The 21114-nt window shown below is 48.2% G+C and carries 28 protein-coding genes and 1 pseudogene; 17 read left to right on the forward strand and 12 right to left on the reverse strand.

All coding sequences use genetic code 11. From position 1 onward, the window contains the following. Positions 1-28 precede the first annotated feature (28 nt). Positions 29-997: an Abi family protein gene (locus HMPREF2909_RS04275; protein WP_071415353.1), complete on the forward strand. Its 969-nt coding sequence runs from the start codon at positions 29-31 to the stop codon at positions 995-997. Here HMPREF2909_RS04275 and HMPREF2909_RS04280 read toward each other — a convergent pair. The 6 genes from HMPREF2909_RS04280 to HMPREF2909_RS04305 form a co-directional block, all read right to left on the reverse strand. Further along, positions 994-2916: a DNA polymerase gene (locus HMPREF2909_RS04280; RefSeq protein ID WP_071415354.1), complete on the reverse strand. Its 1923-nt coding sequence runs from the start codon at positions 2914-2916 to the stop codon at positions 994-996. The genes HMPREF2909_RS04275 and HMPREF2909_RS04280 overlap by 4 nt on opposite strands. Positions 2917-2987: 71 nt before the next feature. Beyond that, positions 2988-3560 carry a DUF2815 family protein gene (locus HMPREF2909_RS04285; RefSeq protein ID WP_071415355.1) on the reverse strand — a complete coding sequence of 191 codons (573 nt, stop codon included), beginning with the start codon at positions 3558-3560 and terminating at the stop codon, positions 2988-2990. A gap of 23 nt (positions 3561-3583) precedes the next feature. Beyond that, a complete protein-coding gene (locus HMPREF2909_RS04290; RefSeq protein ID WP_373604529.1) occupies positions 3584-4723 on the reverse strand; it encodes a DUF2800 domain-containing protein in 1140 nt (379 codons plus the stop codon). After that, a complete protein-coding gene (locus HMPREF2909_RS04295; RefSeq protein ID WP_004009204.1) occupies positions 4720-5109 on the reverse strand; it encodes a hypothetical protein in 390 nt (129 codons plus the stop codon). The genes HMPREF2909_RS04290 and HMPREF2909_RS04295 overlap by 4 nt, the downstream gene beginning before the upstream one ends. Beyond that, positions 5109-5390, reverse strand: coding sequence for a hypothetical protein (locus tag HMPREF2909_RS04300; protein WP_060920716.1), 282 nt, complete (start codon positions 5388-5390; stop codon positions 5109-5111). Before HMPREF2909_RS04300 ends, HMPREF2909_RS04295 begins: the two co-directional genes overlap by 1 nt. A 96-nt stretch (positions 5391-5486) precedes the next feature. After that, positions 5487-6023 carry a sigma factor-like helix-turn-helix DNA-binding protein gene (locus tag HMPREF2909_RS04305; protein WP_057002011.1) on the reverse strand — a complete coding sequence of 179 codons (537 nt, stop codon included), beginning with the start codon at positions 6021-6023 and terminating at the stop codon, positions 5487-5489. 684 nt (positions 6024-6707) lie between these two features. Here HMPREF2909_RS04305 and HMPREF2909_RS04310 point away from each other — a divergent pair. The 11 genes and pseudogenes from HMPREF2909_RS04310 to HMPREF2909_RS04350 all read left to right on the forward strand — a co-directional run bounded on the left by HMPREF2909_RS04310 (position 6708) and on the right by HMPREF2909_RS04350 (position 13511). Continuing rightward, positions 6708-7379 (forward strand): hypothetical protein, encoded by a 672-nt coding sequence (locus tag HMPREF2909_RS04310; protein WP_210387865.1) that lies wholly within the window; start codon positions 6708-6710, stop codon positions 7377-7379. Then, positions 7380-7628 carry an ABC-three component system protein gene (locus HMPREF2909_RS09850; protein ID WP_373604535.1) on the forward strand — a complete coding sequence of 83 codons (249 nt, stop codon included), beginning with the start codon at positions 7380-7382 and terminating at the stop codon, positions 7626-7628. Continuing rightward, positions 7615-7839 carry an ABC-three component system middle component 7 gene (locus tag HMPREF2909_RS04315; protein WP_060920714.1) on the forward strand — a complete coding sequence of 75 codons (225 nt, stop codon included), beginning with the start codon at positions 7615-7617 and terminating at the stop codon, positions 7837-7839. Before HMPREF2909_RS09850 ends, HMPREF2909_RS04315 begins: the two co-directional genes overlap by 14 nt. Beyond that, positions 7829-9544 (forward strand): DUF2326 domain-containing protein, encoded by a 1716-nt coding sequence (locus tag HMPREF2909_RS04320; protein ID WP_084797248.1) that lies wholly within the window; start codon positions 7829-7831, stop codon positions 9542-9544. Before HMPREF2909_RS04315 ends, HMPREF2909_RS04320 begins: the two co-directional genes overlap by 11 nt. Continuing rightward, positions 9544-9750 (forward strand): helix-turn-helix domain-containing protein, encoded by a 207-nt coding sequence (locus HMPREF2909_RS04325; protein ID WP_057002007.1) that lies wholly within the window; start codon positions 9544-9546, stop codon positions 9748-9750. The genes HMPREF2909_RS04320 and HMPREF2909_RS04325 overlap by 1 nt, the downstream gene beginning before the upstream one ends. 105 nt (positions 9751-9855) lie before the next feature. Further along, positions 9856-10398, forward strand: coding sequence for a hypothetical protein (locus tag HMPREF2909_RS04330; protein WP_071415358.1), 543 nt, complete (start codon positions 9856-9858; stop codon positions 10396-10398). A 394-nt stretch (positions 10399-10792) separates the two neighbouring features. Continuing rightward, positions 10793-11173 carry a hypothetical protein gene (locus HMPREF2909_RS04335; protein ID WP_071415359.1) on the forward strand — a complete coding sequence of 127 codons (381 nt, stop codon included), beginning with the start codon at positions 10793-10795 and terminating at the stop codon, positions 11171-11173. A gap of 67 nt (positions 11174-11240) precedes the next feature. Continuing rightward, positions 11241-11519 (forward strand): annotated as a pseudogene (locus HMPREF2909_RS09855) (SinI family restriction endonuclease); the annotation flags it as partial. Positions 11520-11965: 446 nt separating this feature from the next. Continuing rightward, on the forward strand, positions 11966-12700 hold the full coding sequence (locus HMPREF2909_RS04340; protein ID WP_071415360.1) for an N-terminal phage integrase SAM-like domain-containing protein: 735 nt from the start codon (positions 11966-11968) through the stop codon (positions 12698-12700). 142 nt (positions 12701-12842) lie between these two features. Beyond that, a complete protein-coding gene (locus HMPREF2909_RS04345; RefSeq protein WP_148130796.1) occupies positions 12843-13100 on the forward strand; it encodes a hypothetical protein in 258 nt (85 codons plus the stop codon). Between the two features lie 75 nt (positions 13101-13175). Next, positions 13176-13511, forward strand: a complete 336-nt coding sequence (locus HMPREF2909_RS04350) for a helix-turn-helix domain-containing protein (RefSeq protein ID WP_071415362.1) — start codon at positions 13176-13178, stop codon at positions 13509-13511. Positions 13512-13754: 243 nt separating this feature from the next. Here the strand turns inward: HMPREF2909_RS04350 and HMPREF2909_RS04355 are convergent, their stop codons facing one another. The 3 genes from HMPREF2909_RS04355 to HMPREF2909_RS09860 are packed head-to-tail and all read right to left on the reverse strand — an operon-like array spanning position 13755 to position 14778. Then, positions 13755-14171: an ImmA/IrrE family metallo-endopeptidase gene (locus HMPREF2909_RS04355; protein ID WP_084797250.1), complete on the reverse strand. Its 417-nt coding sequence runs from the start codon at positions 14169-14171 to the stop codon at positions 13755-13757. Between the two features lie 21 nt (positions 14172-14192). Then, a complete protein-coding gene (locus HMPREF2909_RS04360; protein ID WP_148130797.1) occupies positions 14193-14507 on the reverse strand; it encodes a hypothetical protein in 315 nt (104 codons plus the stop codon). Next, complete coding sequence (locus HMPREF2909_RS09860) at positions 14461-14778, reverse strand: transposase (protein ID WP_084797251.1); 318 nt, start codon at positions 14776-14778, stop codon at positions 14461-14463. Before HMPREF2909_RS09860 ends, HMPREF2909_RS04360 begins: the two co-directional genes overlap by 47 nt. Before the next feature lie 578 nt (positions 14779-15356). Here HMPREF2909_RS09860 and HMPREF2909_RS04370 point away from each other — a divergent pair. Beyond that, on the forward strand, positions 15357-17819 hold the full coding sequence (locus HMPREF2909_RS04370) for an isopeptide-forming domain-containing fimbrial protein (RefSeq protein ID WP_071415364.1): 2463 nt from the start codon (positions 15357-15359) through the stop codon (positions 17817-17819). Positions 17820-17964: 145 nt separating this feature from the next. Here HMPREF2909_RS04370 and HMPREF2909_RS04375 read toward each other — a convergent pair whose 3' ends face one another. The 3 genes from HMPREF2909_RS04375 to HMPREF2909_RS09865 all read right to left on the reverse strand — a co-directional run bounded on the left by HMPREF2909_RS04375 (position 17965) and on the right by HMPREF2909_RS09865 (position 19320). Continuing rightward, positions 17965-18207, reverse strand: coding sequence for a CsbD family protein (locus tag HMPREF2909_RS04375; protein ID WP_071415365.1), 243 nt, complete (start codon positions 18205-18207; stop codon positions 17965-17967). A 157-nt stretch (positions 18208-18364) separates the two neighbouring features. After that, complete coding sequence (locus tag HMPREF2909_RS04380) at positions 18365-18835, reverse strand: DAK2 domain-containing protein (protein WP_210387867.1); 471 nt, start codon at positions 18833-18835, stop codon at positions 18365-18367. 326 nt (positions 18836-19161) lie between these two features. Then, complete coding sequence (locus tag HMPREF2909_RS09865) at positions 19162-19320, reverse strand: dihydroxyacetone kinase subunit DhaK (protein WP_084797252.1); 159 nt, start codon at positions 19318-19320, stop codon at positions 19162-19164. Positions 19321-19329: 9 nt separating this feature from the next. Between HMPREF2909_RS09865 and HMPREF2909_RS04385 the strand changes: the two genes are divergently transcribed. The 4 genes from HMPREF2909_RS04385 (at position 19330) to HMPREF2909_RS04400 (ending at position 20964) form a co-directional block, all read left to right on the forward strand. Beyond that, positions 19330-19653 (forward strand): DUF7768 domain-containing protein, encoded by a 324-nt coding sequence (locus HMPREF2909_RS04385; RefSeq protein WP_246815514.1) that lies wholly within the window; start codon positions 19330-19332, stop codon positions 19651-19653. Further along, the gene (locus tag HMPREF2909_RS09150) at positions 19650-19886 is read left to right on the forward strand and encodes a hypothetical protein (RefSeq protein ID WP_071415366.1); all 237 of its coding nucleotides are present in this window, start codon (positions 19650-19652) and stop codon (positions 19884-19886) included. The genes HMPREF2909_RS04385 and HMPREF2909_RS09150 overlap by 4 nt, the downstream gene beginning before the upstream one ends. A 96-nt stretch (positions 19887-19982) precedes the next feature. After that, positions 19983-20540, forward strand: a complete 558-nt coding sequence (locus tag HMPREF2909_RS09465) for a DEAD/DEAH box helicase (protein WP_246815515.1) — start codon at positions 19983-19985, stop codon at positions 20538-20540. Beyond that, a complete protein-coding gene (locus tag HMPREF2909_RS04400; protein ID WP_071415368.1) occupies positions 20506-20964 on the forward strand; it encodes a hypothetical protein in 459 nt (152 codons plus the stop codon). Before HMPREF2909_RS09465 ends, HMPREF2909_RS04400 begins: the two co-directional genes overlap by 35 nt. Positions 20965-21114 lie beyond the last annotated feature (150 nt).

Consider the following 21114-nt stretch of genomic DNA (forward strand, 5'->3'; position numbering starts at 1 on the left):
CATTTCTAGGCTCGAGGGAGGTGCCGACGTGAGCCCGCAGCAGAGCCGACAAGTGCAGAGCGCTACCGGGAGCGGTAAGGCGTTCAAGACGCATGGCGAGCAGATCAGCTTGTTACGCTCTCGCGGGATGGTGATTGATTCCGATCAGTTGGCACGGCATCTGTTGGAACGAGTGAATTATTATCGGCTTTCCGGGTATTGGTACTCGTGGCGTGAGATAGGGGCAGATGGTGCGCGCCGCGATGTGTTTATTCCTGGCACGAATCTTGCTGATATTGATGCTGTTTATGATTTTGATTGGCGTCTGCGGGAAGCAGTGTTTAGTGCGCTCGCTCATATAGAACTCTCGGTGCGCTCTATGCTTGGCCACGAGCTTGGTCGTATTGATCCGCTTGCCCACCTGCATCCAGAGCTGCTCGGTCCAGTGGCTTATGAGACGAAACCAAAACCGTGCCCGTCAGTGAAATATGAGCAGTGGCTGAAGCGCTATCGTAAAGAATTAACGGGGTCGCGAGAAGATTTCGTGATGCACCATAACCAGAAATATGGTGGCCAGTTGCCGATTTGGGCAGCGGTAGAAGTGATGGACTGGGGTTCACTGTCATACTTGTTTCAGCTAGCGCCAATACCGGTGCGCGAGACGATTGCTGGCCGGGTAGGTTTGAACGGGGCACAGTTTGGTTCCTGGCTGAAAAGTCTCAATATTTTGCGTAACTATTCGGCTCACCATGCACGTATGTTTAACAGAGTTTATGCGCTCAAGCCGCGCCTACCGAAGATTGGGGCACATCCTGAATTGGATGCTGTAGCTCCGGTGATGAACCGCCTGTTTGGTCAGCTCACAATTGTCCAATACTTGCTTGTAAAGCTTAATATCGGTGACCCGGCTCTGCTTTCTAGCGTGATAGCTAGTTACCCGGTTATTGAGCCACTACCACCGAGCCATCTCGGTATTCCAGAAAACTGGCAGCAGAACCCACTCTGGAGTATCAACTAATCCTTCTGATAGAAGCCGCATTCGTACCCATCTGCATCAATCGGTAACCCCTTAGCCCATTCGGGTAGCTCGTTCATGAAGGCGCATATGTCAGCAACGGTGATGCCGGAATTGATGGGTTCGTCAATGACAACCTCGTCGTGAATATGCATCACGATCCGGTGACCGGCATTCTCAATGCGGGTGATGGCTTCGGCGAGGAGGTCTCTGGCGGTGGCTTGGACGATGTTCTCCACGAGCTTGCCGCCGTAGGTTTCGAGCTTCTGCCACTTGCGGCTCACGCCTTGACCCCAATAAGTAATCGAGGTGCCGCCGAAACGATTCACGCCAATACCTGGCTTCACATATGCCAAGCACCGACCGCTTGGCAAGGTGATGAAGAGCATCCCGGATTTCTTCTCGAAACCCAGGTTACGCAACGTAACAGGCTTGCTGGTGCTAATTGCTCTGGTAGCGGCATTATCGACCTCGTGCCACAGCCGCACAATATTAGGGTTGGTTTGCCGCCAAGCGTCCACAATCGGCTGTAACTCGTCCTTGCTTAGTCCCATCTTCAAAGCGCCCATAGCTTTGAGCGCACCCACAGAGCCGTTGTAGCCACAGGCAAGGACAGCGATTTTTCCTTTCTGCCGAAGTTCGCTGTTAGCTCCGTGCTTTTCCACCGGCACCCCGAACATCGCGGAGGCGGTCGCGCAATAAAGGTCTTCACCGTTCTTGAACGCGGCGAGCGTGGTTTCCTCACCAGCAAGCCACGCCAGCACTCGCGCCTCAATCGCCGAATAATCGGCGACGATGAACCGGTGACCCTTCGAGGGGATGAATGCGGTGCGAATCAACTGACTGAGAGTATCGGGCACGGAAGGATAAAGCATATCGAGCGCCTCACCGTTACCATCACGCACCAAGCCACGAGCCTGAGCAAGATCCGGCAGATAATTCCTGGGCAGGTTTTGTACTTGCACAAGACGGCCTGCCCACCTGCCTGTACGGTTAGCCCCATAAAACTGGAGCAGACCATGCGCCCTTTGGTCGGTGCAGGTGACGTCTATCATCTTGCGGTATTTTGCCACGGATGAGCGCGATAACTCCTGACGCAGTTCGAGAGCTTCTTTCACCTCGCCACTGGCATATGCCAGGGCATCATCGACTGATTCTTTAGCCATCGACTCTATCGGGCAGCCATGCTGTTTCAGCCATTCTTGTAGCTGCAATGGCGAAGCAGGATTTTCCAAACTGGTGAGTTCTTGCGCACAGGCGAGTGCTTGCGCACGGTGTTCTTCGTCAATCGTTATAGCGTTTGCGGCCAGTGTGGTGTCGATACGGATACCGCGGTCGTTAATTTGTTGATCGACCTCATACTGCTCCCAGAGGTAATCAGGTACTGGGAAATGAGCGAGCTTGTGGCGGATTGCTGTCTCTACTTGTACATCTCGCGCGTTATACATCTTGAACAGCTTCCAGCCAGCAGGGTCGTTACTTGGTAGCACCTGATGTCCGTGTTTGTCGGGGACGCAGAAATACTTGATGAGGTTCTTGCCTTCACTCATCTTCTGCGCGTCAAGATTCAGCACTTTGCCGACATCTTTAAGAGAAAGTGGCAGGCCAAGGCTTGCTGCCCATATCATTGAGCAACGCCAACCAGCTGGATCAAGTCGTCGTCCGAGGTAGGTGCTGAGACAGGTGCGTTCAAAAGCGGCGTTGTAAGCCCACTTAACCACGGCAGGGTCATCAAGTGCTCTAAGAATCTTTGCGGGGAGTTGCTCTCCAGATGCTAGATCCACTGTGCGCACCGCGCAACCGTCGATCGCGTAGGAGAAAAGGAGAATCTTGAAGTCAGGGTGGTTACAGTATTTGTAGACTCCGGCTTTGGCTAGGTTGATTGGTGAGTAGGTTTCGATGTCGATACTTAAGGTGCGCATAAGGTTCCTTAACGAGTGAGTGGGGCGGAGCCAACCGACTTGACTCCGCCCCTTGAGTGGATTGGTTTGCTTTAGGCGAGGAAGTCTTCGTCTGCATCCCAGGTATCGAACTCGGAGGATGCGCTCACGTGCCCGCCGAGTGGCTCACCATCACGGGTCTTTTGAATATTGCCAAGACCGCAGGCCACGCCACGGTTCCCGTTGGTGTTGAAAGCGTAGAAATTGATGGAAACTCGCCCGTAGCAGCCAGAATAGACTTCGGAACGGTCGAGGATGGGGTTTACGTCTTGATCCACGATCTGCGGAGCATTAATACTGTTGGCATTCACGAAATAATGTCCGGCATAAGCGTCATCGTCACGCTCAGTATCTCCATCACGCAGTGGCAGCTTTAGCGAAGCGCGTGGCGGGATCTTCCCGCCGAACTTCCCAATACCCTCGGTGATTGCTGCCTCGATAGCAGCATTAATCGCATCAATAGTTGCAGCATCATCTTTAGGAATAAGAAGCGATACCGAGTACTTCGGCTTGCCGCCGTTAATAGATTTTGCTTCCCACACGTTCGCGTAGCTCAAACGTATTTCGCCGGTAATAACCTTGGTCGGATTATTCTTCTTATTCTTGGTGTTCACGCGGTTCGACATTTTCGTTACCTTCTTTCTTTTCGTTATTTGTCGATGTTTGTGAAATCGTCAGCCGCCGTGCTGATCTGCAGCTCGGGGCGTTTGTCAGTGACGGGAACCAGGGTGGGTTTACCCTCAGGCTTGACCACCAGATCCCCGAGAATCTCAGAGAACTGTTTCTTTCCCATGAGCTTTTCCATCGCGGTAATAGTGAGCAGTGATCGTTTATAGATATCGCGGTAGCCTGCAGCTTTCGCAGCCTCAGCCACCGCAGTCTCATCGGTGTATTTGCGGATCGAGCGGCCAGCCACCAACTTGAAACCCTCGTACCGCTCACCGCTTAGGGCTTGACTTAGGGCATAGTCCTGCACATCTGACGCCCACCGCGTGAGTCCTGGTATTTGCGCCAACACATCAGCCACCTCATCAGCCGATAGTTCGGCTGGCGGGGCGAACTCGAATTTAGCCAGCTCAAGGATCGCTTCAGCCCTTGCCCGGCAGGTGGAGGCGATGCGACAGAACTGACACCAGGTACCGGCGCAGAACTCGCCCTCACCGTTAGCTGCTAGTTCGGCGGCAGGCTTGAGCGTCTGCTCGGCCCACTTGTTCAGTTCAGTGACGCTAATCGTCCAGGTGGATACGTTTTCGCGCCGTGGCTGAAAAACCGTTAATGCCACCTGCTCAATGTCATAAAGAGCGTCGAACAAGGCAAGTGCACCGATCGCGTAGAGCATCATTTGCGGGTTCCACTCAGCTTCTACCAGCACGCCCAAGCCATATTTCAAATCGATAACGTGCAAGGTGCCATCAGCCACGATGAGGCAGTCGCCAGTGCCGAAGCCACCAGGCACGACATAGCTGAAGTCGAGGCGCTGTTCGATATAGATGACAGCTCCCGGCGTCGCCTGTTTGGCTTGCTCGTATTGTTCGAGCACGTAGGAGACGTAATCATCGGTGTGGGCATTCATCTCGTCATCCTCGTATTCGGAGACGGGACGTTTAGATTGCTGCTTGAGTGCTCGGCGCAGCTTATGTTCTGCCAACGCGTGAGCCGCCGTACCTTGAAGTGCAGCCTCACCTGGAGCCTCTGTCACCCCAGCCGTGAGTTTCGCCGATGGGGGACAGCGCAACCAACGATGCGCCGACGAGGCGCTCAAGAGTGCGTGTTCTTGCGGTGGCATCATGCACCACCAGCCTCAGCCTCAGCTGCAGCGAGCACCGCGTTGGCTTGCTCCACCGTCAACTGTGAAAGCTTCGTATGCTCAAACGAGCGAATCTTGGCTTTGATGAAGTCATTCAAACCCGAGCGTGCATAATCCGCCAACACGCCGCGCACTTCCTCCAGCGGCAGCAGCTTGACCTGCGGCTGAGATTCGCTGACAGGTTCTGGTTGCGGAGGCTCCGTTGAATCGGGCTCGTCCGTGAGCATATAGTCCGCTTCGATACCTGATTCCATCCAATACAGCAGGTCGTTCTCGGTTGCTTCTATCTCGGCTTGCAGGCTTTTCAAATCTTGGCGAAGATTGACGAAAATTTGACGCATATTGGCTACATGGTTCACTGGAGTCATCACGCCACCTCATCTGCCTGATCAGGACCAAATACGGCCTTCATGAACGACTCGAAATCCTCATCCGCAAACGAACCACGCCGCTTACCTGATATCTTCGACTGGTCGTTGTCAATGATTTCAATGGATTGCACATCCCGCCCCGGCAGTAACACTGCACACCGCCCACTCTGACCCGTGAGCTTGCGCAAAACCCTTCCTGACAGGCGGCGCATACCCACCGATGCCACAGCATCCGGGTCAGAATGCTTACTGACCTTCACACGTAGTTTCCGGCTCATCACCGGCTCCTTCCTGAAAGAACCCTCACAGTGAGACCCACTGCCTTCACGCTGTGTTCCTTCACTAGGAGGGCTTCCAGGGAGCCGAAATATAAATCAAAGTTTGAGACCAATTTCGGCGGCAATCTTCGCCCGCGCAGATTTCAACAACTGCGAGGCACGAGGCTGAGTAATCCCAAGCTCAGCCGCCACCGCAGTCAAAGGCACCTGATTCAAACGATTCTGGATAACGATGAAGCGCTCACGCTCATCCAAGCCAGCCAAAGCACTCTCAACCGTCAACCGCGTATCTACGTCATCAAACGGATCATCGAACGCTTTCATGTGACCATACTGGTCGACCAGCTCATCAAAAATATTGCCGCCACCAGCCAAAGGAGCACGCCAACACGAATCCGTATTGCGTACCCACTGCTTCGCCTGGTTATACTCCGGCTTATTAATCTCCTCCCGGACAATCTCCTCAATAGAACGCCGCTGCACCAATTCAAGGCTTTGCACCATATCGCGGCGTTGACGATAATCAGCCTCAATCATCGAGACCACCTCGCCATCACTCACCTCAACCTCCACATACTCTGCAGGTTTCTTCACATCGAACTTTTGCTTTTCGTAACGGATTTGTACTTTCATTTGTGGATTTCCCTTCCGGGAGATCCACGGAGCGATATTCAGTTATGAGGTCGACCTGCAAGAACAAACCCAGCAACAAGCCATCGCCTATGAAGGTAATGGCCAGTGCTGGCTGCTCCGCAGATCTCCCGACTTATTGCTTGTCGCTATTTGTCGGTCGTGAGGTTGCCACGCACCGATTGCGCGCTGGCTCGTGGTGACCTCACTAATAGATGTGTGCGGGATGCTCGAGAACGTCGCCTTCTAACCGCCGATTCATGCGTTTGTGAAGTTTCTCTTCACACATCGCAGGTTGATTCGATATAATGAAAGGCGACTATCTCGTCATTCCGCCACAACGAATCCCATCGCTGGGCTTCACGAAAAGGTTAAATAATGGGCTTTCGCAAGCTTTGAGAAACGTTGAGACAAAACTTTGAGAGTTTTTGAGAAAACTTCGTTAGGAGGTGAACAGTGCAGTTCCACCAGTGGGCTAAATCAGTACGCCCTGTTGTTCCTGGCAACCTCCATGGGCCTAGTTATGCGCGTGAACTGATCTCCATGTTTACTACTGTCAATGAGGGAGAATGGAATACGCGAAACGACCCCACAAGCACGGCCTCAATATCCGATGATGTACTTACCTCGCTTATGTCACGCGACGCGGGATTTAGCAAAGGGCTAGCAAACGCAATTTATTCTCGCTTGAATATAGATAATCTCATTTTCCTGATTGAGGATTTAGATGAGCCAGCGCAGAATCTCATCCGTCTCAATTTTGAGAGCTTTGGAGTAGAGATTCGCTTAACGCACGTGGCCGAAGATGCCTGCCTGATTCTGCTGGACATTCTCGAGCGGCTCGCAAAAATAAAAAAGCCTGATTTGCAAGCACGGATTCGTATTCGCCAACTAGCTGCGAAGGCTAGGTATCGAGAAGAACTTCTCGTCTTATCGGATGGTTGTCTGCAGTGCGGAAAAACCCTCAATATCGAATCGCACGATAAATCCAAGGCCTCCTACGTGATCGTGCTTCTCGACGAGGACATTGAAGAACCTTTACGCGATGATTTCGCAGTGTTATGCACCGAGCATGGCGAAAAATACCAGCTGGCTCACACGAAAAAAGAAGAACAACAGCTACGAGCTAACCTTGCACGTCTTCTTGCTAAACATCGCCTTGCCGACAATGTCGTGCCTTTGGGGCTTGAAAAAGAAATCAGCCTGCTGTTGGACGCGGTTTCCAACATTCCTTACGAACAACGCATACCAGATCCCAAATTCAACGCAGTCAACCTTGAGCAGAAAATTCACGATGCTGATCTGCTTTCCCAAGCAACTGATGCTGTATCCGTCTACAAGCCTTTTATCGTCACTTAGCTGAAATCTAAAGAAGCGAGAGAACAGCTCAAGTTCACTCGACTGTGCAATCAAGTACAAGGGGCGTGGCTGACCTTCGAAAGCTCAGGGTTGGATCAGCCCGGGCAGTTCAGGCAACTATGCGATTGGATGAACAATCACACGGGAAGCGGCATTTACGTGTGTGGCATTCTCATCAGCTACTTCATCCATATTTGTGAGGTATTCCGCCCAGATGTAGACGTGGAGGCAGACTATGCGATTGCCTAACAAGCTCTACACTTTCGACGAATCAACCCTCGCCAACTTTCCGCGAATCCTGAATCACTTAGATAATCCGATGCGCCTCATTGATTTACATTTTGATCTAGTGAAACAGGTAGGCGGGACAGCTGAACTTATAGAAGCACTCACTCTACTGCTCGCATTGAGAAAAATAACGATTGATGTTGAAAACGGGGTGATTGCGCTTGCTGATTAACGTATGGTCTGACAGATTCAACGACGCGGGCGAGCCTCGCCCGCCCATAGTTTTTCACCCTGGTCTGAACGTCGTCGAGGGAGGAGCTGAAGCCGAGAACTCTATCGGCAAATCTACCTTGCTCTCCATAGTGGATTACGCTTTCGGTGGTGCAGATTTCGCAAAATCTGACGTCATTACCGATCCTGATGCTGTCGGCCACCACACTATTTGCTTCACCTTCCGTTTTAGAGAACAAGACAGGTATTTCTCCCGCGATACCTCACGCCCAGGTTTCGTTCAAGAATACTTTGATCCTGAATGGAAAGAACGAAAAGAAGAATGGCAGATAGACGATTATCGAGTATTTCTCGCTGAACAATACGGTCTAGACATTCCCGATTCGACTCTTCGAGAATTAATAGGCCGCTTCGTTCGAATCGATACCGAGCAACTTGCCATGTTGAAAAAGCCGCTTAAAGCCGCTCCTGCACAACCCGATGAACAGGGTGTGTTTGCGCTGGAGAAACTCTTCGGCGTGTACGGAAAGCTAAAACAACTCGAGGAAGACCTCAAAGCAGCCAACCTCAGCTACTCTTCGCTTGAAGGGATGGCTAAAACAGGGCTTAGTCAATACGTGAAAATACGAAATAAGAAAGAACGCAACCAAGCCGAGCGAGAACTAACGCAAGCACGGATTGCGTTTCAACAACTGCGAGTGACAGCAGACCTCGATCTTTTCCAGGCAGCAGAGCAAGCGAAAAACGAAGAACAACACATGAGGACTCAGTTGCGCTCGCTGCAGAGCAAACGTTCTATTCTTAAAGGAAAATTATCAATAGTTGAAGCAACGCTATCGGGAGAAACAAGGCTCACAACCGATGACCTTGAAGAGTTCTATAACTTCTTCCCGAACGTGAACAAAGAAAAACTTGAAACTATCGAGTACTATCACCGAGCCCTTGTCGGCGTCTATGAAGACCAGCTTAACGAGCAGGCAGAAAAATATCGTCGCTTAATTGCTGTGTTGGACAACGAGATTAACCAACGGCTACGAGAAATTCACCAGCTAAAACAATCAGTTGAGCTCGATGACAAAACCTACGAAGAAAACGGTGAGCTAGCAGCCACCATTAAACGTCTTGAAGCTCAAATCGACGCCTATGACAAAATGCGCGAATTCGACAAGCTGCGCAAAGAAACAAACAAAGCTCTCAAAGAACAACGGCCGGTCATTCTCGGCGATATCGAGCACAACATCAACCGACTCACCAAAGAATTCGTCCAAGCCCTCTATCCGAATAAAAAGCGTAAACCGCCACTATTTAGCTTCAAAGAATCACGCGGTAAAGCGGGGTATACCTTTTCATCTCAAGGAGACAACGGGGCCGGTTCACAATCCAAGAACCTGATTTCATTTGATTTAGCTATCCTAGAATTAACCAAGCTGCCCATCCTGATCCACGACTCCGTGCTCATCAAACAACTCGCATATTTCCCTGTTGGCAACCTGCTCACACTCTATGAACGAGTAGCGGAACTTACCTCCGAGGATGGCCACCCTAAACAAATATTCTTCTCATTCGATGCCACCCCGAAATATCGGGCGGAAGCAGAAGAAATCGTTAACAGGACAAGAGTCATCAAACTAGGTGAAAACGAGCACGCACTCTATGGATTTACCTGGAATGAAGAGAAAGACGAAACCGATGAGGAGAACAAATAATGCGACTGTCCTATAACAAACTATGGAAACTTCTCATCGACAAAGGATGGACGAAAGAACAACTGCGCACAGCAGCAGGCTTCAGCCCAGCCACCCTTGCCAAACTAGGTAGAGGAGACAACATCCAAACCAACATTATCGTGCGCATCTGCGAAACTCTTGCCTGCCAGCCGGCAGACATTATGGAAATCAAAGGAGACAACTAATGAGCGACAACTTCTCCTTCCTAGAAAAAGATTTTCCTTCCCTAGCAAACTTTGGGCATTTGGCTGTCGAGTGAAACAACTTGAATTTGTTGAGGATAAGGTTTTATGAATAATAAATATGAAAGCGTAAGAAAATTTTTATTATATCCAGATAATATTGATGACCTTTGGGAAAGTAATGATTTAATTTGGATTGATTGGAGAGAAGAAGACGAATCTGTAATCAAGTACTTTAATAGTGAAATAGGAAATCTTATAGAAGTAGATTTTATAAATAATAATAAAAAATATGGTGATGACATAAAATTAAAATACAGAGCTAAAGAAATAGTTATTCCTTATATGGATAATATGGATAGGGATACAACTATAAAGTATTTCAACGAAATCATAAAGGAAGATTTTGAAATAAGATGGTTTGTTGAAAGTCTTGGTGATGATACTTTAGCCTTTTGCATTTTACCGAATAATTTATGGAGTAGTTTAGAAAATGAGTTTAGTAAAGAGGTTGTAGATTATTATTTTATGACAATTAGCTTGGAATCCGTAATGTTTGATTTAGATGTTGATTCTGTTTTTGATTTGATTTCGCTTAGAAAAGATAATAATAAAGTACCTTTTGTAGAATTACTAAAAAAACTAAAGTAGATAAATAAAAATTAGAAGTTGTGGAGGGGGGGGGAGTATGTCAAAACCAAATATAATTTATTCTAATAAAAATGCAACCAACTATAGTTTTCTTTATTTTTTACATGAAGAAGATAGATTTGACGAGAAGTCTTTTATGACCTATATGCTTATGTTAGTAAATTGGAAAGTATAACTCTTACAGAATTAAGAGATTTATATTTTATTCAAAATCAAGTAATGAGGCATATTGTTTACCACTTTGATCAAAATGATATGAGTGAAATTTCAAGCTTTCCGACAGAATACTGGAAGTATATTGACCTTTTAGATCATGCTATAAATAATATTTGTTCTATTGTTGTATAGTCAACTCCCAGTTTATTGAATTTGGCAAGGTGTAAGTTTCTACGAGATGAAAAATATAGATATTTTTGTACATGAAAAATATAACAAAGCTGATTACGAAAAGGTAGCAGAACATATCTATAAAACGTATGACGATTTTATGAAAAGTGATTGTTTTGTTACTTCATTAAAATTTGTTCAAGAACCAGAATTAGGAGAAGGAGATAGTCCGAGGAATATTTCCCAATATCCATTGGAAGATGTTTTAGAAAAATTTTATGTGGCGATTCAGGATTTTTATGAAGACTTGAATTATACCAGTGATGAGACTTGTTATTTGGAATTTTCGGCTTCAGATATGGAAGATATACAGAAACTACTTGGAATCGTAAATAAGCATGTATACAATAAGGAAGATGGGGATTATGTAGAGCTGGTAATTGAATAGTGTATTAAAATAATTACGATATAATTTCACGGGTTCTGGTAGTAAATGTACAGATGATGATTGGGTTTGGTGTGCGGGCGAAGTAGTAAAAGCTGTCGACTTTATTCGTCCAAGCAAACAAGCTGGAGTTGACTGGGAGTCTTTACAGATTAAAAACCGCGATAATTCAGAAAACTCGTCCAGTTCAGCTATCCGTAATGGCACCGACATCAAAAAGTGGTGCAGAACAGTGTCTAAAACGGGCAGTACGAGGTGGGAAAAATTCCCAGTTGGCGCTGATGGCGAAAAGCTTGATGAAGTGGATTTTCAGAACTTTGTGAAAGAGTACCTGATGAGCTTGCGCTAAATCTATTGGTGGTCGTATAACGGCTCAGCACGCTTGCCATTTTGGAAGCGACATTTTCGCAAAAGCCTAACCATTTCGCAAAAGTGGGGTTTGCGCGCATAGATGCGCGCAAGGTTTTCGGCTTTTTCGGGTAACAGCTTTCAGTCGTTAAATTCGGCGCTGACACAAGGCGCGTTAGAGCAAGTATAGAATCCCCACTTTGGCTTGATAACAAGGGAAAACAGGCATATTTGCTTAGTCTCCATAACCCTCACCTTTGTATCAATACCAGCAATCCCGTAACGAGGTAAGGTTTCACGGGTAACTGTGAAGCCTTTTTTTATGCGGTTTTGCCAGTGTTTTCAAGGGTTGGCGGGGTGTGTCGCAAAAATCGTGATTGTGTCACGAGTGAGCTAGAATCGTCTTAAATGTCGTTTGTTGAGTGGTTTTTAAGGTGGTTGGCTGAAATGAGACGGCGAAAATTCGGTAAAATCGTAAAAAGAACCCGAAAAGGCGAAACGGTATACGAAGCAAGCTATTTAGTACCAGATAACTTACGGTCTCAATACCCAGCCTTGCCAGAACGGTACTATAAGACGGCTAAAGCGCCGTATTACAGTGATTTAGAAGCATGGCTTTATGATGCAGAGCGTAGTATACGCCTTGGCGCGTGGAAGCCACCAACCCAAGTGCATAACAGGCGCTCGGGCAAACATATTCTATTCAAAGACTACGCGACCACCTATGTTAATACGCATCGAAAGCCTAACGGTGATAATGTTGAGGAAACAACGCGCGTAAATCATCGTAACTTGCTCAATAATCATTTAATACCGTTTTTTGGTGATATGGATATGCGCAAAATCACGCCGCGACACGTCGCACAATTCTATGAGCAGATGCCTATAAATGAGCGTACTGGCGCAGGTGAAGTCAACCGCTACAACGCTTACAGGCTTTTGAAAGCGATATTTAATCATGCTATGACCGAACCTATTAACGATATAGGCGATAAGCTACTCACTGCCTCACCATGCACATTAAAGGTGAGTAAGCCTATTACGCGGCATACGGCGCTCGTGGCATCATACGAGGAACTGGATACGCTCGCGGCGGCATTACCCGCTTACATGGGCTTATCCGTGTATCTCGCAATTACGCCGCAACGCAATGTACTTCGCGCAATTCATGGGCAACGATAACCCCCGCGAAAAATTCTTCCGCGACCTCAGCGACGAAACCCGACGCATTGACGCAGAATATACGGGCAAGGAATACCGTTAGAAGATGTACGACTACTTCAAGAATACCGCTACTTTGCACGAGCTTATCCAATTCGTTATAATGAGCAATTCTAAGCAATTAACCTACGGTTACGGTTACTTCGACGATACTATTCCAACTGGTGAGAGCGAAAACTGGTTTAAGAAAAACATCAACGGCGAAGGTATGACATACATGATTGCTCTCAACGAGGATGCGCCAGAGGGCGCATGGGTAGAAATCGCCACCTATGAAGCACTACACACTCACGACGATTTTGAAGAGGAATCTCTTATTGATTGGGATAACTCAGCGATCAACGCTCTCGGCAACGAATAAAATTCTTATCAACCGGTAGGGGTAGGGTGCATACACGTTACGCGCTCTACCCCTCAATTTTTGAGAGGTGAAGCCATGGAAATGGCATATGAAAGCTATAGCAAAGCAGACTTTCGAGCAATTCGAGAAATGCTCGGAATTACACAGGATATAGTTGCTCTCGCCTTGGGTGTGCAGACGCAGACAGTGAAGAAGTGGGAGAAAGAAAGATGTGCCACGCTACCTCCTGAAGATGCGTGTAAGTGGCTTACTGACATGTGGGTAAAACATAATAAGATTGTTAGCTCTGTTGTTGCTCAGAATGAGGCACTGTATAAGAGCGTGAATTATACTCCTGAAAATATTATGCTCACGTATTATAGAAACGCTCAAGACTATCGTAAATATGGGCGTGACAATCGTGGGGGGTGATACGTGGCAGATGGTAAATGCGCGTACTCGCGCTATTGCTCAAGCCCTCATGGCTAAAGGGTGTATGGTTAAGTTTCAATACCCGTCAGACCCTGGAAACGTGTATATTTTTTCTGAACGTTTAGAATGTGATTAAAAATCATGGGTATGAGAAAGCCCGCCCACAGTCCTAGACTGCAGGCGGGCTTTTTCGCGTTGCTTATTTTTTATGTATTATCCCCAGAGGGTAAATTCAAGTATAGCTTATGCGTAGGCGATTAGGCTAGTTGGTTGCGCGATTTTCTTTAACGCGGTTACATAGTCGCGTGCTACCTGGATAGTGAATTCGAGCATTGCCGCTATACGTGCAATGTCGCCAGTATAGATGCGTTCAGCAGTCATGTAATCTTCTAGGCGTATGAGGAGTAGTGCGGTTAGGGTGCGGGTTCGTTGTTCGTTTCGAGCGTGATACATGGCGGCGGTGGGCTTGTCGTGGTGTTCGGCGTGGATAAGCTCGTGCGCTAGAGTGCATTTATATTGAAGATCATTTAATTTATCGTGTAATACGATTGTTTGCGTGTCGGCTTGGTAGTATCCACATAATGGTGCGGGTAGTGGTTGTGTGCGTATGGTTATGTTGTGTTGTTCGGCGATGCGTTCTAGGTCGAGCGTGGTTATCATATGGTCTCTCGTCTTGTGTAGCTAATCTATCGGAGTTTCAGCTTCGATGTCTCTATCGTCGTTTTGGCTTGCCACTTTTTCATAATTGTCTTGTTGCACTGTTCCGTAGGTGTATTGTTTTTGCGCGTCTATGAAGTCGAAGATGCTCGCGTAGCCTAGGCGTAGCGCGATTGTTTCTAAATCGTTCATACTGAACGAATCCTGACCGCGTATGCGGCTTTGTGTATATCCGTAGCTACGTTTTAGCCACCTTTGGGCATCTTTGATTACATAGCCGTGCTGTTTCATCTCATACCGCACAAAAGCCGCGGTATCCACGTCTATATCGTGAATCATACGATAGCTCTTTCCACGCCGCTTTCTCCAGCTCAGCCTGACCAAGCAGGCGCTTCAGACGCGTGTTTTCCTCACGTAGACGCTGGAGTTCTTTCGCTTCGCTCTTCGTTATCGACCCACACGTTGCCTGCCATCGATTCAGCGTGGCTTCGCTAATCCTGAGCTCTGTGAGAATCTGAGCCGTCGTCGATCCTGATTCCCTCAACTCCCGTGCTTTGTCAAGCTTGCGAACAATTTGTTCGGGCGTGTGCTTACTGAACTTTCTCACCATTGCTCCATTCTCCCCACCTAGTGGCGAGGCATCAATGGACAACACTCAAGTCATCTGGACCTAAAAACCAAAGGACACTCCAAGTAGTAAATTTTCGCTGCAGAATTTTTGTGGCGTACAGATTTCGCGCCATATAGCTTTGCGTGATGTATAGCTCCTTTTAGAAATATGGAAGATTTTTGGCACCTATGTATTTACTATTTAGCGAGGAAACGATATATCAAGGAAAATAGCGATTTTAGCTGGAAATAGCGATATAGTTAGTTTTAGATAACTTGGTAATAGTGGTGCACCTTGCTAGGAATTTGCCGCTTAAATTACGGCAGAGTTTTTGCATAGCAAGTAAGTAAATAATTACTTTTGTGGGCACGGTGGAATTGTTACCGTGCCCACAAATTATTATCTGCAGCACTTAGATGATTTAACTATTTCTTATCGGGCTAGTCACAAAAAGTTCTGCATCTTATGCCTAAATTAGCTCATTTGCTATTATTTGTAGTATTATAGGTATAAAGTGTCTAATTTGAGCACGAAACGGCTTCGCGCTTACTAAATAAAACGAGAGTATTTTTAAGAGCATGACGAAAGTAAAATCGCGAGTATTGATACTCATTATTTCCCTATTAGCTTGGGGTTTAGTGTTGCCTTTCGTGGCTACCCCCGCGGGTGCTGAACCCGCTGAAGCAGAGGTGACTCTGCATTTCACTATTTACAGCAAAGAGGAAATTACTAATCTCGAAATAAAAGAAGGCACGGGATTCTTTGCTGATAGTTATGAAATTGAGCAGGATGACGTTACCTCCACTACTCCGCTCGCCAATGGGCTGAAAAAATATGAAATAGAATTTTTGGGAGATGCAGCTGATTATCCGCTCGGTAAAGAATTTCCTTTTACTTTGGTGAAAAATTGGCGGAATATAAGCGATACGGTGCGAGTAAAAGTTAGTGCGGATACACAGGGCAATCCGGTCATAAACGCCGTCTTAAAAGAGAAGATAAAGGCACGTCGCGCTCTTAGTTTTATCGAGGTAGAGGGGAAAGCAGTAGGTGGTACCCCAGATAATTTCCAGCTTCCTTTACAAAATAAAAATTCGGGTGCGCTGCAAAATGTGTCGGTCACCAAAGATGCTGCTGGCGTCTATTTTCTGGAAGATATTTCCTATGACGACGCAGGTGAATTATTGCCTAGCGCTTTGCAGCCGGCGGCGGAGGCGCAACTGCCTTTGCTCACTTTTCGGAAAGACGACGGGAAGCAGTTCTATGCGGTGCAAAAAGTAGCGCAAGCGGGTGCAGATTACCAGCTAGTGCTTAAAGAAGTAAAGCTAGTAAATAAAACCTTCCATGTGCATATTAAGCGCCCATTTGAAGTGTTGGGTGAGAATACCAAGTGGGAATTTGCTATCGCGGGAAAGTCGGACCCTCAAGCCGCTCCGCAGTTAAATATACCGCTCGGTAAAGGCGATTTTACTTTCGATATCAATGCTGCCAATGTAGCGGAAACGGCCGCGCTTTCGCTACCGCAACTTCCGCAGAAATATCCTTATTATGCCATTGCGGAGCAGAAATATGACGCCGCTATCAATACTTTAGATGTCACTTTGGGAAAGAAAGTGTATTTTCTGCTCTCTAATATTGAGAAAGTAAATTACAACGATTTCGCCACGGCTTCTGGTAAATCTGGATTCGTATTAGGGCTATATGATTCTGCGGGAAACCTAGTGGAGAAATCTCGCATCGATAGAGACCCACAATTAGGGGTGACTCGATACTATTTCACAAAGGTAGTGCCGGGAGAATATACGATAAAAATCCTTGAGGCAGCTGCTAATTTTCAAGAAAACTATGATCTATCTATGCAGTATCAACTGCGTTTACAAGAAGATGGCAGCACGCACGTAAAGGCATTTACTGCTGCGAGCCCGGATAGAGAAATGTGGATTAATCCCTATGGGGGTACGGATAGTCGGTTTGACGGAAGTGCGGAATCTCGCGCCTATGTAGGATATAAACATCCTTATTTGCTGCTCGTGCCGCAGAAAGCAAAATTTAGCAAAGTGATCAAAAATGCTGACGCCCCAGCTGGTACTAAGCAGGCTTTTGTAGCGCGCGGTGATGTAATCGATTTTCAACTTCAGGGAAAAATTCCGGGAGATCATCGATTAGTGCTGAAATACGATAAGTACGTAGATCTAGGATTTAAAAACACCATCACCTTGGTAGACACTTTAGATGAACGTCTAGAGGTGGTAGATGGTACTTTAGAAATTTTAGAAGATGGTGCGCCGAGCGTTAATTATCAGGTGAAATATGATGCTACCTCGCGGCAGATACAGTTAATCGATAACGAAAAAAGCAAAGTGGTAAATTTTGATTTCAATACCAAGATTGCCTATCGCGCTGAAAAAAATATCACGATTAATTTCCAAGCAAAGGTGAAAGATTTTGGCAATCAGCCACTTTTCAACCGCATTCCGGGTGGGGAAGTGGAGATAGTGCCCTATCTAGAGATTTTGGTGCAGAAAAAGTGGACTGGTGGGCAAAAGCTACTGGAAGATATGAATATGGAAAACTATATCGATAATTTCCAGATTGAGACCTATCAGGGCGAGAATAAAGTGCGCGTAGAACCAGTAAAGAAATATTTACGCCCGGGAAGTTTTCAGACGCTGGGCGGAAAAGATTTTCGCTTTGTACTGGAAAAATTGCCGAAGTATGCCTCGGGCGAATTAGAGAAAGCGCCGGCTGACCGAGAGGCACTCAGCTATAAAATAGTGGAAAATTTGCCGGAGAATTTACAGAGCAAATTTGTGGTGACGCAGCAGGAAAATATCGATACTAGCGGCATAAAGGTAGTGGAATTTACCAATACTTATAAACCGCCGCAGCCGCCGCCGGAGAAGCCTTCTACACCGGAAGAACCGCCTACGCCACAGTTGCCACGGACGGGTAGTAATGCTCTTCTTGCTGCTGTGGCGATGCTCGGTTTAGGAATCGGTGGATTGGAAATATGCCGCCGCTCTCGCCAGCGACTCAATAAATAAGGCTGCGGAAGCGAGCGGAAGCGAAGAGTGATATTAAGAAAAGCGGTATTAGAGAAGACAGCTGTTAACGAAGGGAAATATTAAAAGCGGGTAGCCTCCGGAATTTTAATCCGGAGGCTACCCGCAATTCTAATTTATTGGTACTTTATTTCTTGCCTTTGCCGTGCAGGGCATCCTTTGCCCGCTCGGCTAGTTTCTTGGCTCCTGCTTCAATATCTTCTGCAACGTCATTAGCTTTTTTGCCGATATTTTCGGCAGTTTCTTTTACTTTTGCTTCGGTATTCTGAATCATACCTTCTGCCTTAATATCTTTATCATTAGCCACTTCGCCTGCTACTTCTTTAGCTTTTCCGGCGGCTTCATCGAATTTATTTTCCAAAGTAGACATAAACGCTCCTTAAATATTTTTTTATATCTATCTTCTCTAGTCTTACACAATATTTGAAATTTCGAGTATTCTATAGCTGATAGCGAAAAAAGCTGCCAGCCGGCGGAATCCAGAGAATCCACGCCGGCTGGCATACTCGGTAGTGCTGCTTTTTTGTTTAGGAGAGTGTAGCAGCAGCTGCCCGCATTAAAAGAGAGAATGAAATGGCGCCCGGGTCTGGAGCGCCGATAGAGGCATCTCCGTGAGTACGCGCCCGGCCTTTTTGCGCCGATATATTTGCAGTAGCTTCCGCAGCTGTCTGGACTTCTGCAGCTGCTGCTGCCCAGACTGCTGCTAGGGGGTCCGCTGAATCGAGGCGCTTTTCGATTCCCTCTGCAAAAGGAATAATTGCATCCACCATAGTCTTATCGCCAACTTTTGCACCACCCATTTCTGGTATTGCCCGTGCTCCGGCAGCTACGGCTTGAAGAATTTCGCGGATGCTTGGCGCCTGCTCATCAGAAAGCGAATTGCCGGTGCGCCCTAGGGCCGCTCCCCAAAGTGCGTCAGAAGTGCACCGGCTCCTTCTGCCCAGGTGGCGCCGGCGTGCACTAGTAGGGTGCGAACGCCCGCTTTGGCGCTTACACATTCGTATGTTGCTTTAGCTGCCGCTGTAGTTCCCAGAGTCATACCTTGCCCGTGGTCGCCATCGCCCGCTATTGCGTCTATCCGTCCCAAGTCAGCTTCTGCTACGCGCGCCGTACTTTTCAAAAACTTCGAGGATTTTTGCCACTTTTTCGGCGAAAGCAGAAGATTCAGGAGATCCGGCGGGAATAGCGGATTCTTCTTCATCTTGTACAACTCGCCGCGCCGGCGCTGCACTCTCCGCAGTAGAAAGGGCTCCTATGCGGAAAGCCGGAGTATCGGCAGCGGCTAGCCAGTATTCTTCTAATTCGCTATCAAGGAAACAGATACTCAGCTACGCCCAGCCATATCCAGTGAAGTTACTTGTTCGCCTACCACGGGAGTCACGATATGTAAGCCGCGTTGCTCTAATAGCTCTACCACTGACCCGTAGAACACAAAAAGTTCTTCATACTTAGTGGCGCCCAGCCCATTCAGTAGCACGTCTATCCGGCCTTTGTGGCCATTTTCGCGCGGTGGTTCTACTCAGGCGACACCGAGGCGAACGTTGAGCTCGCCCGCCAATTCTGTGGGTTTGCACTGGGCGCGGGCAAGATCCCGTTCGCCCCACACCTGCTGTTCCCGCAGTTCATGGGTGGCGTCGATCCTGATCAGCGTGAGTTGGCGATGTTTTTAAATCGGGTGCTGCTCGCCAAGTGCAAAGCACTGTGGGCATACGTCGGACACGTTTCACCTGGCATGCGCCTGGAGATCGGGTGGGCACGCGACCTCCAGGCGCCAGTCAAGTATTTCGATTCAGATTTCAAGGAGGTCACGCCATGACCACGCCCTTCACCCTGTTTGCTGCCACCGTTACCGGCGTACAGAACAATAACCACTACCCGAACCAGAACGTGGTCATGGACGCAGCCTCGCTGTCGGCAGTCGCGGGTTTTGATCATGTGGTCGCCACTCCCCGCAACCACATGAAGGTGAAGGGTATGCTTTCGGCTAGGCCTTCCACGTCTACTTCCCAATCCACGAAGTACACGACGCGGATGAATACGCTGGGTTGAAGCAACGCTCTGGATGCAGGAAGGTTTATCTACGGCACCACCAACCCGCAGATCACGGTGCATGAGGGTGATCAGCTCCTCGATGCTTAGTTGGATGTGGCTGACGAGATCGACGTGTTCGTTGCCTGCGGTCAGAGCACTCTCGTGATTGGTGAGGGCTCACGTAACGCACGTTCTCTCGCTTCGCCGGGCAGGGTGCTCATCCGTTACGGCGAGACCGATCAAGCCCGCGACCTATTCGACCGCGAACGCATCACCGCCCGCTTCCCCCCACATGCTCGCGAACTCAAAACGAGCGCGGATATCGAGGCGTGGAACAGAGGCGAGATTGCGCTTGGGCTGATCCACCCAGCATCGGCGGGTCACGGGCTGAACCTCCAGAGCGGTGGACATCTGCTGGTGTGGTTCTCACTGACCTGGAGCCTGGAGCTTTACCAGCAGACCAACGCGCGCCTGTATAGGCAAGGACAATCCGAACCTGTCACCATCACGCACCTGATTGCGGGAGGGACGCTCGATGAAGCCGTCTTGCGTGCGCTTGATGCGAAAGACGCTACTCAGGCTGCGTTGATTGACGCGGTGCACAAGAAATCCACACAACCACTGAAAGGACACGCTCATGCATGTGATGACAAAATACCTCGACACTCGTAAGGCGGCGATTGCTGCGTTGCAGGATTATGCGGTTATGGAACGGATCATCAACACCATCGACGACGCCACCAAAACCGCCTATGCTGATGCGGCTAGCCCCGCATCACTGCGCATGGATAGCACACCGCCCTCGGGTGACCTGCACGCCTCGGAGAACAGAATCGTCGCAACGATCGAGCGTATCGACACTTACAAGGTTCGGTATGTGGAGGCACGCCAGTACATGGACTGGTTCTTGCCCGCACGGGAAATCATCTCCGAGGATGACTGTCTGGTGTTGGAAGCATTCTTCCTTAGCGAAGGAACACAAGATGAGAAGGTGTCGATGATAGCCGATCATTTCTACGTCGAACGTGACACGGTCTATCGGCGCAAAAACCGGGCCCTCGACAGGTTCACCACCACCTTATATGGACAGCTCTAGCGTTAGCGGGTATTCGAAACATGCGATAGAAAACCGCATATCGGTGTGAGAACATGTAAGTGGTTGAAAACTAGGAGAAGCCCCAAGAACCCACACGGGAACCTGGGGCTTCACCGTGTCCGGGAAGGAGCCAGCGATGCCGATCAAACC

Source organism: Alloscardovia sp. HMSC034E08, from assembly GCF_001813415.1.
Classification (GTDB): Bacteria; Actinomycetota; Actinomycetes; order Actinomycetales; family Bifidobacteriaceae; genus Alloscardovia; species Alloscardovia omnicolens.